The sequence below is a fragment of the Ruegeria sp. CDSA020 genome (genome assembly GCF_059612345.1).
In genome coordinates this window covers 149,156-160,991 of record NZ_JBXWQK010000007.1, presented here as the reverse complement: position 1 = coordinate 160,991, position 11,836 = coordinate 149,156, and the positions used below count along the sequence as shown (strand labels likewise).

Below are 11,836 nucleotides of genomic sequence, written 5' to 3'. Positions count from 1 at the left end.
CCTCCTTTACCGGTTCGCGTCTGGGGTGAAGGTCGAGAAATCGACCAGCGTTCCCAGCATCTGCAGATAAGCGACCATCGCATCCGCTTCAGTCAGCTCGGGCTGACCATCGAAGTTCCGCACGCTGACCTTGTCACCATAGCGTTCCAGCAGGCCGTCATAGTCACTGTCGGGATCGGCCTGCGCCCGGAAATCCGCCACGGCGTTCTCCAGCATCTCTTCGGTATAGGGCGTGCCTACCAGCGCATTCGCCTTCATGACATCACCGATGTACTTACCGTCAATCTTGCGATGCTCGAGGAAGCCGTATTTCGGCATTACAGATTCAGGCACCACCGACTGCGGGTTGCGCAGGTGATCCACATGCCACTGGTCAGAATAACGACCACCGACACGGGCCAGATCAGGGCCGGTGCGTTTGGACCCCCACTGGAACGGATGATCATACATTGATTCAGCCGCCAGCGAGTAGTGGCCATAGCGCTCGACCTCATCCCGCATCGGGCGGATCATCTGACTGTGGCAGACATAGCAGCCTTCGCGGATATAGATGTCACGGCCCGCCATTTCCAAGGGGGTGTAAGGGCGCATGCCCTCCACCTTTTCGATGGTGTTCTCAAGATAGAACAGCGGGGTGATCTGCACGATGCCACCGATGGTCACGACCAGAAAGCTGAAGATCAGCAGGAGGGTCGCGTTGGTCTCGAGGATCTTATGTTTGTCGAGAATTGCCATTGCTCCGGCCCTCCTTATTCAGCCGGGACCGCGACGGTCAGGCTGGCCTCTTTGGCCGGCGCTTTCCGCACAGTCATCCACAGGTTGTAGCACATGATCAGCGCCCCAGCGAGGAACATGACCCCACCCAGAGCTCGCACCACATACATCGGGAACTTGGCAGCCACGGTGTCGGCGAACGAGTTCACAAGGAAACCGTTGGCATCCACTTCGCGCCACATCAGGCCTTCCATGATACCTGTCACCCACATCGACGCGGCGTAGAGCACGATGCCGATAGTGGCGAGCCAGAAGTGCCAGCTGACCATTTGCAACGAATACAGACGCTCACGCTTCCACAAGACAGGAACCAGGAAGTACAGCGCACCAAAGGTGATCATGCCGTTCCAACCCAGCGCACCCGAATGCACGTGACCAATGGTCCAGTCGGTATAGTGGCTCAAAGAGTTAACCGCTCGGATCGACATCATCGGGCCCTCAAAAGTGGACATGCCATAGAAGCCGACCGAAATCACCATCATCCGGATCACCGGGTCCGTACGCAGCTTGTCCCACGCACCCGATAGGGTCATCAGGCCGTTGATCATGCCACCCCAGGACGGCATCCACAGCACGATCGAGAACACCATGCCCAGTGTCGAGGCCCAGTCGGGCAGCGCTGTATAGTGCAAATGGTGCGGACCAGCCCAGATATACAGGAAGATCAGCGCCCAGAAGTGGATGATCGACAGCTTGTAACTGAACACCGGACGTTCGGCCTGTTTCGGGATGAAATAGTACATCATGCCCAGGAAACCGGCAGTCAGGAAAAAGCCCACAGCATTGTGGCCGTACCACCACTGGATCATTGCGTCCTGAACGCCTGACCAGACGATGACAGATTTCGAACCCCAGATGCTGACAGGGATAGTCATGTTGTTGACCAGATGCAGCATGGCGACGGTAACGATAAAGGCCAGGTAGAACCAGTTCGCCACATAGATATGAGGCTCTTTCCGCCTGACGATTGTTCCCAGGAACACGGCAAGATAGGCCACCCAGACGATGGTCAGCCACAGATCGACATACCACTCCGGCTCGGCGTATTCCTTGGACTGGGTTCCGCCCAGCACATACCCGGTCGCAGCCAGTACAATGAACAGCTGATAGCCCCAGAAAACGAACCATGCCAGATTGCCGCCCCACAGGCGCGCGGCGCTGGTCCGCTGGACGACGTAGAAGGACGTTGCGATTAGTGCGTTGCCGCCAAAGGCAAAGATAACCGCCGATGTATGCAGCGGACGCAATCGGCCAAAATTCAGATATCCTTGTGCCCATTCAAAGTTCAGCACCGGATAGGCCAGCTGAAAGGCGATGAATGTCCCGGCAAGAAAACCAACCACGCCCCAAAAGGCCGTCGCGATTACGCCGTAACGGACCACATCGTCCATGTACTCGCCTGAACGATCTATGAGGATATCTGGCTCATCCGTGTTTCTAAGCGTCCAGATGAACAATCCCGCGGCGATCAACATCACCAGAATTGCATGCACCTGATACGCCAAATCGCGTGCATAATTGGTCCCGATCGCTGCAAACAGCACGATCAGACCAAGCACGATCAGCTTGATGTAATTTGACATATTGCGTCCCTTTGCCATGCTCCGCGCGATTCTTTTTTGTCGCGGAACCCATTTGACTGGTCGTTGTTTTGTCCGAGGACAGCCCAAACTGCTTTGATCTGTATCAAGACAGAATAGCGAATATTATGACAAGGCTACAGAAATGATTTGGCCGGAATGTCGCGGACGGAACGGCCCTGGAGGCAAGAGGTCAAGATGGCGTATAAGTCCCTTCTCACAGTTCTAACGGAAACGGAACAATCGGCCCCGGCGCTGGCACAGATGGCAGCCCTGGCCACAGCCCAGGATGCGCATGCCGAAGCCCTGTGCCTGGGGGTCGATCGCAGTCAGACCGGCTATTACTATGCTGGCGCCAACGCGCTGATTCTGCAGGAGACCCTGTCCCGCGCCAAAGCAGAGGCCGAGGACACCCTGCACTATGCAGAGACCTATCTGAACAGTTCCGGCGTACGCTGGTCTGCGGAAAGCGGCGTGGCCCAGATTGCCGATATTGGTCGCCACGTTGCCCATCGGGCGCGGTTCTCGGACCTTGTTATTTTGCCGCAACCTTACGGAAAAGACCGCAGCGTCGAAGCAGAGCCTATCGTCGAGGCAGCCATGTTCGAAGGTCACGCTCCGGTTCTGGTCATACCCGAAAACACGACGCCTTTTGACAAGCCCGGTACTGTCTTGGTCGGCTGGAACGAAAGCGTCGAAGCCATGCGCGCAATTCGCTGCGCCCTACCCTTCCTGATCGGGGCCGATCAGGTGCGGATCGTGGTGATCGACCCACCAACGCATGGGCCGGATCGCTCGGACCCCGGTGGGTTGTTGTCCCAGATGCTGTCGCGCCACGGAGTTAAGTGCGAAATCGACGTGCTCAGCAAAACAATGTCGCGTGTATCGGACATCCTGAACCGCCATGCGACGGATACCGAAACAGATATGATCGTCATGGGCGCCTATGGGCATTCCCGATTCCGAGAAGCCATCCTGGGCGGCGCGACACGCAATATGCTGGAACAATCGACTGTTCCGGTGTTCATGGCACATTGAAACGGCAGAGCCGCCCAGCGGGCGGCTCTTATCCGCGTTTCACAAGGCCGATCAGGAAAAGCAGAATGATTGCCCCAATGGTGGCGAAAATAATTGACGAGACCAGACCGCCGCCAACGGCAAAACCAAGGGCTGGGAAAATTAGCCCGGCCAGAAATGCCCCGACAACGCCAACGATGATGTTACCAATCAAGCCGAATCCCCGGCCTTCCATGATCTTTCCGGACAACCATCCCGCGATGGCACCAATAAGCAGCATGGCCAAAAGGCTGCTGAATCCCATGACTTACTCCTGACGCAGTTTCACTGGTCCCACTAAACCACGGTTAAGACAACGGGTCACGCCGTATGTGAATCACACCAGATATCCGCCATCGGAATCGTCGCCTGCCTCTTCCATCAACCGGCCCATATCCGGAACAGATACACGGCGCTTGCCTTCTAGCAAGATGATCTCGTCTTTCTTCAAGGCGGATATCTGACGGCTGACGGTTTCCAGTGTAAGGCCAAGGTAGTCTGCCATCGCCTCGCGCGTCAGCGGAAGATCAAAAACGATTGGGCTGGAACTCCCGTTCTGCCCAATCGAAGCATCCCGGCGCGCGATGATAGACAACAGGCTTGCGATTTTTTCGCGCGCAGTCTTGCGCCCCAGCACCAGCATCCATTCACGGGCAGCGTCCAGCTCATCCAATGTCATCTGAAGCAAACGATGCGCGATATGCGGAGTAGCACCCATCAGTTCTTCGAACGGCTTCTTACGGAAACAGCACATGACAATGTCAGTCGTTGCCACGACGTCGTAAGGCGCTGAATCTCGACCGGGACGACCGACGAAATCGCTGGGCAGCAAAAGGCCAACCATCTGCGTGCGCCCATCTTCCATGGTCTGAGTCAAAGAAGCGATCCCCGACACGACCGAGCCCACGAAATTCATCTGATCACCGGACCAGATGATTGTCTGCCCAGCCTCGAAGCTGCGATAATATTTGATGCCTTCAAGAAGCTCCAGCTCATGAACATCGCAATGCGCGCAGACTGCTCTGTGGCGGATTGGACAATCTTCACAGTTTGTATGATCGATTTTGAAAATCTGTGTCATGCGCGTTCCCACTTGATCTCTATCAAGGTTGCTAGGCGTGCCGTCCTCTAACGGTATCGCCATGATAGTTAAACCACAACTTGCAAAGCTTGGACTATTTGACGCGAAAGTACCGCGCTACACAAGCTATCCAACAGCCCCTCACTTCAACAATGATGTGGGGGTAAACCTTTACGAAGACTGGATTACCAGCATTAAACCCGGCAGCTCCGTCTCGTTGTACATACACGTGCCCTTCTGCCGCAGGCTGTGTTGGTTTTGTGCCTGCCGAACACAGGGGACTCAAACTGACAACCCGGTCATCGCCTATGTCGACGTCCTCAAGGCCGAGCTTGATCTGCTAGCCGCGTGCCTGCCTCAAGGCGTCACCCTCTCGCGTCTGCACTGGGGCGGCGGCACACCAACGCTGTTGAATCCCGATCTGATGCGGGATCTGGCCACACGCATTCTGGATGTTGTACCGCTGGGCCCGGGTGCTGAATTCTCGGTCGAAATCGACCCGAACGAGATTGACCAAGCCCGACTGGACGCGTTGGCCGAAGCGGGCATGAACCGTGCCTCGATCGGCGTGCAGGATTTCGACGATGAGATTCAGAAAACTATCGGTCGCGTCCAAAGCTATGACACCACGCGCGCAGCTGTGGACATGATCCGTGCCCGCGGCATTACCAGCCTGAACGCTGATATCCTGTACGGTCTGCCGCATCAGACCAAATCAAGGATGACAGAAAGCGTACAGAAACTGCTGTCACTGAACCCCGACCGCGTTGCGCTGTACGGATACGCCCACGTGCCGTGGATGGCCAAGCGGCAACAGTTGATTCCTTCGGACGCATTGCCCACGCCCGAGCAACGTCTGGAGCTGTTCGAGACGGCGCGTCGACTGTTCCTCTGGAATGATTACGCCGAGATCGGAATTGACCACTTTGCCACGCAGGATGATGGTCTGACACATGCGCTCAGGGCCGGGCGACTGAAACGGAACTTTCAGGGTTATACGGATGATCAGGCCGAGGTGCTGATCGGTGTGGGCGCAAGCTCGATCTCGCGGTTTCCTCAGGGCTACGCCCAGAACGCACCGGCAACATCGGCCTATACGAAAGCCATCCGCGAGGGGCGCTTTTCGACCTCGCGCGGGCATTTGTTCAAAGGGCAGGACATTTTGCGCGCACGTCTGATCGAAGCGCTGATGTGTGATTTTCAGATCAATTCGGCTGAGATTCTGCGTGACCACAACATATCCGCCCAAGAGCTGAACGAGATGTACCAGAGGGCCAATGCCGACTTCAACAATCTGCTACACGTCACCAAGGATGGCCTCTTCATCCCACCCGAGGCCCGGCCGCTGACCCGAATGATTGCCCGCAGCTTTGACGCCTATGACCTAAGCAAGGCAGGCCACAGCTCGGCGATCTGATCGCTTACAGGTGGGCCCGGTTGTGCGGCCCGCCGCTTAGATACCAGTACAGGGGCTTGACGCGAGCCTCTGGTTGTCTTCACACTTGGGCGGAACGATCTCCGAACCCTGAGGCAGGTGAATTCGCAGTCAGTCCTCGCCCACGCAGCCGTGTGGGTCGGCCCTTTTCGTGCAGGTATTACTGCAACCTGAAAAGAGGGACATCACTCATGCGCGTATTCACCGTCCTCGGCCCCAGCCAATCTGGCAAGACAACCCTGGTCGAGGCCATAAGCCGTCTCGACGACCGACCCACCACATTCGATGTCTCCGGAACCGTGCACTTGCACGGTTTTTCTTACTTGGACGAGCCCTGGTGCGCGATCGACGTGGACGGGGGCAGCGACAATCTGGGTTATGTCGGACCAGCCATGGCGATTTCGGATGCGGCGGTTGTGGTTGTCCCGCCGGACCCAGACGCGGCTGTCTTGTGCGCGCCCTATCTGCGGCTGGTTGAAGAGGCGGGCATTCCCTGTTTCCTGTTCATCAATCGGATGGATGCCCCAAATGGCCGTATCCGGGATATCATCGCCGCGCTACAGACCTACTGCACCCACCACATCGCCCTACGTCAGGTCCCTATTCGCGACGGCGAGACAATAGTCGGCGCGGTCGATCTGATCTCGGAGCGGGCTTGGAAATATCAGGAAGGCCAGCCCTCGGCCCTGATCGAACTGCCGCACGCGGTCGAGGACCGCGAACAAGAAGCCCGCACCGAGCTGCTAGAGACGCTGTCGGATTTTGACGATCACCTGTTGGAGCAGCTGATCGAAGACAAACAGCCCGCAAGTGCCGAGATCTACGATCTGGCCGCGCAGGTTTTGCAGAACCACCAGTTGATCCCCGCCTGTCTGGGCGCGGCCAGCCATGGCAATGGCCTGACCCGCCTGATGAAAGCCCTGCGGCACGAAGCCCCTGAGTTCAACATTGCCGCCAACCGCGATGAGGCCACCGAGACTGCCCGCGCCATTGCGGGATTCGCGGACGTGAAGAAACATATCGGCAAGATCATCGTCCTTCGTGGCCTGGGAGATGGCGTGCGTGCGCATGAAGCTTTGGGAGGTGAGACAGTCGGCAATCTGACGACACTTGACGCCAAGACCCAGATTTCCGGGCTGGAGGCAGGTCAGATCGGGCTGGCCGTGAAATCCGATCACCTGATCCCCGGCAATATTTACGACAGCAAATCCGAATCTCCGTTACCGGAATGGGCATCATCACATCCAGCCGCCCAACGTCAGATCGTATCACCCGCGCATGAGCGAGATGACGTGCGCCTGTCGAATGCCCTGACCCGTCTGGTCGAGATCGACCCCGGTCTCCATCTGGAGCAGGATGAGCTGAGCGGCCATGCGGTGCTGGGCTCTCAAGGCCCGCAGCACATGCGCAGGATCACCGCCAAACTGGCTGAAGATTTCGGGATCGAAATCGTGGCCGACCCGATCGAGACCGCCTATCGCGAAACCATCCGTGCGCCCATCGAACACCGCCACCGTCACCGCAAGCAATCCGGTGGTGCGGGTCAGTTTGCAGATGTCGTGATCTCGGTCACGCCCATGCCGCGCGGATCAGGGTTTCAGTTCGAAGAGATCGTGAAAGGCGGTTCGGTGCCGCGCAACTATATTCCCTCAGTTGAACACGGGGCCAAGGACGCGCTGGAGCAGGGGCCCGAGGGCTTCCCTGTTGTTGATGTCAAAATCACGCTGAGTGACGGCAAACACCACAATGTGGACAGTTCCGATTATGCTTTCCGCACCGCAGGCAAGAACGCCGTACGCGAGGCGCTGCCTCAGGCCAAACCGGTGGTCCTGCAACCCATTCTGAACGCAGAGATTCACCTGCCATCCGATTTTGTCGGCGACATTGTCCCCACGATCAGTTCCTTACAGGGTCAAGTGCTGGGATTCGAAGGCAACCCCAACGCTTCGGGCTGGGAGATTTTCAATGCCCAACTCCCTGCCGTGGCCGAGGATGAGTTGCATCGCACCCTGGCCAGCGCCACGCGCGGCACCGGTTGGGTAAAGTTAAGCTTTGATCACTATGAAGAACTGCGCGGCCCGATACCGAAAGCGACAACACGGGAAACCGCAAACGCGTGAAAAACACGGAGAGCGGGCTTCAGCCCGCTGCGGCAATCAATTCGCGGGTGTAATCTGTCTGCGCGTTTTCGAACAGGTCTTCGGCAGCGCCCATTTCAATCACGTCACCGTTCCGCATAACGATGACATTATGTGACATCGCCCGGACAACTTTTAGGTCATGGCTGATGAACAGATATGCCAACCCGTATTTCCGCTGCAGATCTCGCAGCAAGTCTACGATCTGCACCTGAACCGTCATGTCCAGCGCGCTTGTCGGCTCATCCAGCACCAGAAGTTTGGGACGTAGCACCATCGCCCGTGCGATGGCGATACGCTGCCGCTGCCCGCCCGAGAACTCGTGCGGATACCGGTCCATCGACGCCGGGTCCAGCCCCACTTCGGTCATCACATCCGCCACCAGATCGCGCGGGGCGCGGTGTGGATCAACCTTGTGGATTGCCAGACCCTCGGCGATGATTTGCATACAGGTCATGCGCGGGCTCAGGCTGCCAAACGGGTCCTGAAACACAATCTGCATATCCTTGCGCAACCGGCGCAATTCGCGTGTGGACCAACGGCGCACATCCTGGTCGCGAAAGGTGATACCACCCTCGGACGCGATCAGCCGCATGATGGCCAGCGCCAACGTGGTCTTGCCCGACCCGCTTTCGCCCACGATCCCCACGGTTTCGCCGGCGCGCACGCTGAGGCTGGCGTCATTCACCGCCTTAACATGGCCGACAGTTCGCTTGAGAAAGCCGCGCTGGATCGGGAACCAGACTTTCAGGTGATCGGTGCGGGCGACCTCTTCTGCATCCGCGGCGACCGGATCGGGTTGGCCCGACGGTTCGGCCGCCAGCAATTTCCGGGTATAGGGATGTTGAGGGTTCTCGAAGATGTCCGCGGTTGCACCGGCTTCGACAATCTCTCCGTCCTTCATGACGCAAACTCGATCGGCGATCCGGCGCACGATGCCAAGGTCATGGGTGATGAACAGCATCCCCATGTTTTCGGCTTTCTGCAGGTCTGCCAGCAACTCGAGTATCTGTGCCTGAATGGTCACGTCCAGCGCCGTGGTCGGTTCATCTGCAATCAGAATGTCCGGCTTATTGGCCAGCGCCATGGCGATCATGACGCGCTGCCGCTGTCCGCCCGAAAGTTGGTGCGGATAGCTGTCCAACCGTTCCTTCGGGTCCCGGATGCCAACCTTCGTCAGCAACTCGACAATCCGATCACGCGCCGCGTCGCCCACCACCCCCTGATGCAGCGCCAGCGATTCTGCCATCTGCTTCTGGATCGTGTGCAACGGGTTCAACGATGTCATCGGTTCTTGAAAGATGAAACTGATGTCGTTGCCGCGCACATCCATCAGATGTTGCTCGGACGTCCCGATCATCTCTTGCCCGTCATATTTCACCGAACCTTCGACAATCGCGCTGTCTCCCAACAGCGAGACGGTCGACAAGGCGGTCACAGATTTTCCGGACCCGGATTCCCCTACCAAAGCCACGGTTTCCCCACGATCCACCGTGAAGGACACGCCCTTGACCGCCGCACTGACCTGCCCGTCCTGCCGGAACGAAACCTTGAGGTTGTTTACATCCAGCAGGCTCATGAGAAGGTCTTTCTGGGATCAAACGCATCGCGGACGCCTTCGAAAATGAAGACCAGAAGCGACAGCATGATGGCAAAGGTGAAAAAGGCGGTAAAGGCCAGCCAAGGGGCCTGCAAGTTCTGTTTTGCCTGCAAGGTCAGCTCGCCAAGTGACGGGGCCGAGGACGGCAGGCCGAAGCCCAGAAAATCCAGCGAGGCAAGCCCGCCTATCGTTCCGGTGACGATGAAGGGCATGAAGGTCAGCGTGGCGACCATTGCATTGGGCAGCATGTGGCGGAACATGATCGTCCTGTTGCTGACGCCCAACGCCCGCGCCGCCCGGACATATTCAAGGTTTCGCGCCCGCAAGAACTCAGCTCGAACAACGCCAACCAATCCGGTCCAGCTGAACAGGATCATAAGCAACACCAGCAACCAGAAACTGCGCCCTAGAATAGCGAACATGATGATGATCACATAAAGCGATGGGGTGGCCGACCAAATCTCGATGATCCGTTGAAAGATCAAATCCAGCCAGCCGCCGAAAAAACCCTGAATGGCGCCTGCGAAGATACCGATCAGGCTGGCAACACCTGTGACCATCAGCGTGAACAGAATGGACAGACGGAACCCATAGATCACCCGTGCAAGCACATCGCGCTTGGTGTCATCGGTGCCAAGCAGGTTCTGACCATTGGGCGGCAGTGGGGCTGCGCCCGGCCGATCAACGCTGGTTTTGAAAGAGTATGGGATCAGCGGCCAGATGGCCCAGCCGCGCTCGAACCCGTCGGCGGCAAAGGATCCGGCCTCGATCTGCTCGATAATGCCGTCAGGATCGTCAAAGCACTGATCCAAACCGCCACTGTCTATCAGACAACGCACTTCGGGGTCGCGATAGATTGCTTCGGTTTGGAAATCACCGCCAAACTCGGTCTCTGGGTAGAAATTGAAGATCGGCGTATAAAGCTCACCGCGGTATTTCACGAGGATCGGTTTGTCATTTGCGATAAATTCAGCAAATAGCGACAGGCCGAACAGGATCGAGAAGATGATCAGCGACCAGAACGCCCGGCCATTGCGACGGAAGTTGCGCCACCGGCGCTGATTCAGGGGGGAAAGCGCCATTTACCCCTCCCGCTTTTCAAAGTCGATGCGCGGATCAACCAACACATACATCAGATCACTGATGATGCCGACCACCAAACCCATCAGGCCAAAGATGAACAGCGTTCCAAAGATAACCGGGTAATCGCGCGCGACCGCCGCCTCGAACCCAAGGCGACCCAATCCATCCAGCGAAAAGATGGTTTCGATGATGATTGACCCTCCGAAAAAAACACCGATGAAGACGGCCGGAAAACCCGCGATTACGATCAGCATCGCATTGCGGAACACGTGGCCGTACAGCACCCGGCTTTCGCTCAGGCCCTTGGCGCGGGCGGTCATGACATATTGCTTTTTAATCTCGTCCAGAAACGAGTTTTTGGTCAGCAAGGTGAGCGTTGCGAAGGCCGAGATGGTCAGCGCCAGGATCGGCAACGCGATATGCCAGAAGTAATCGGCAATCTTGCCAAATACACTCAGGCTGTCCCAGTTGTCCGAGGTAAGCCCCCGCAACGGAAAGATCTGCCAATAGGACCCACCGGCAAATAGCACCAGCAGCAAAATGGCGAACAGAAATCCCGGGATGGCATAGGCCACGATGATGGCGCCACTGGTCCAAGTGTCAAAGCTTGATCCGTCCCTGATCGCCTTGCGAATACCCAGAGGGATCGACACCAGATAGGCAATCAGCGTCGACCAAAGCCCTAGCGAAATAGACACCGGCATCTTTTCCAGCACCAGATCGGTCACACTGATCGACCGGAAATAGCTCTCGCCAAAATCCAGAGTCAGGTAATTACCCATCATATTCAGAAACCGTTCCAAGGGCGGTTTGTCGAACCCGAATTCTTTTTCCAGTTCTTCGATGAATTCAGGCGGCAAGCCGCGCCCGCCGATATAGCGGTCATTTGTGCCGCCGGTCTGCTGTTCGATATCGCCGCCACCGCCAGCGATACCTTCAAATACATCTCCACCACCCTCCATCTGGGCGATGATCTGTTCAATCGGGCCGCCTGGCACAAACTGCACAAGGGTGAAGTTGACGATCATGATTCCCAGCAGTGTGGGAATGACCAGCAGCAGGCGTCTTAGAATATATGCTCCCATTTGG

The 11,836-nt window shown here is 57.2% G+C and carries 10 protein-coding genes; 3 read left to right on the top strand and 7 right to left on the bottom strand.

The annotated features are described in order from the left end of the window. Positions 1-6 precede the first annotated feature (6 nt). Entirely contained in the window at positions 7-735 is a 729-nt protein-coding gene (ccoO, locus tag AC2FJW_RS14395; protein WP_142636943.1) for a cytochrome-c oxidase, cbb3-type subunit II, read from the bottom strand. A 14-nt stretch (positions 736-749) separates the two neighbouring features. After that, positions 750-2,357: a cytochrome-c oxidase, cbb3-type subunit I gene (gene ccoN, locus AC2FJW_RS14390; protein WP_142636945.1), complete on the bottom strand. Its 1,608-nt coding sequence runs from the start codon at positions 2,355-2,357 to the stop codon at positions 750-752. Positions 2,358-2,552: 195 nt separating this feature from the next. Between ccoN and AC2FJW_RS14385 the strand changes: the two genes are divergently transcribed. After that, positions 2,553-3,392, top strand: coding sequence for a universal stress protein (locus AC2FJW_RS14385; protein WP_142636947.1), 840 nt, complete (start codon positions 2,553-2,555; stop codon positions 3,390-3,392). Positions 3,393-3,420: 28 nt separating this feature from the next. Here the strand turns inward: AC2FJW_RS14385 and AC2FJW_RS14380 are convergent, their stop codons facing one another. Then, the gene (locus AC2FJW_RS14380) at positions 3,421-3,675 is read right to left on the bottom strand and encodes a GlsB/YeaQ/YmgE family stress response membrane protein (protein ID WP_142636950.1); all 255 of its coding nucleotides are present in this window, start codon (positions 3,673-3,675) and stop codon (positions 3,421-3,423) included. A gap of 72 nt (positions 3,676-3,747) precedes the next feature. Next, complete coding sequence (fnrL, locus tag AC2FJW_RS14375) at positions 3,748-4,491, bottom strand: transcriptional regulator FnrL (protein ID WP_281973102.1); 744 nt, start codon at positions 4,489-4,491, stop codon at positions 3,748-3,750. A gap of 61 nt (positions 4,492-4,552) precedes the next feature. Between fnrL and hemN the strand changes: the two genes are divergently transcribed. After that, positions 4,553-5,908 (top strand): oxygen-independent coproporphyrinogen III oxidase, encoded by a 1,356-nt coding sequence (gene hemN / locus AC2FJW_RS14370; protein ID WP_496750421.1) that lies wholly within the window; start codon positions 4,553-4,555, stop codon positions 5,906-5,908. A gap of 209 nt (positions 5,909-6,117) precedes the next feature. Further along, positions 6,118-8,046, top strand: a complete 1,929-nt coding sequence (locus AC2FJW_RS14365; RefSeq protein ID WP_496750420.1) for an elongation factor G — start codon at positions 6,118-6,120, stop codon at positions 8,044-8,046. A gap of 19 nt (positions 8,047-8,065) precedes the next feature. On the opposite strand, the gene AC2FJW_RS14360 is transcribed toward AC2FJW_RS14365, so the two are convergent. The 3 genes from AC2FJW_RS14360 to AC2FJW_RS14350 are packed head-to-tail and all read right to left on the bottom strand — an operon-like array spanning position 8,066 to position 11,832. Then, entirely contained in the window at positions 8,066-9,643 is a 1,578-nt protein-coding gene (locus tag AC2FJW_RS14360; RefSeq protein ID WP_496750418.1) for an ABC transporter ATP-binding protein, read from the bottom strand. Continuing rightward, the gene (locus AC2FJW_RS14355) at positions 9,640-10,746 is read right to left on the bottom strand and encodes an ABC transporter permease (protein WP_142636960.1); all 1,107 of its coding nucleotides are present in this window, start codon (positions 10,744-10,746) and stop codon (positions 9,640-9,642) included. Before AC2FJW_RS14355 ends, AC2FJW_RS14360 begins: the two co-directional genes overlap by 4 nt. Beyond that, positions 10,747-11,832 (bottom strand): microcin C ABC transporter permease YejB, encoded by a 1,086-nt coding sequence (locus AC2FJW_RS14350; RefSeq protein WP_142636962.1) that lies wholly within the window; start codon positions 11,830-11,832, stop codon positions 10,747-10,749. Positions 11,833-11,836: the final 4 nt, after the last annotated feature.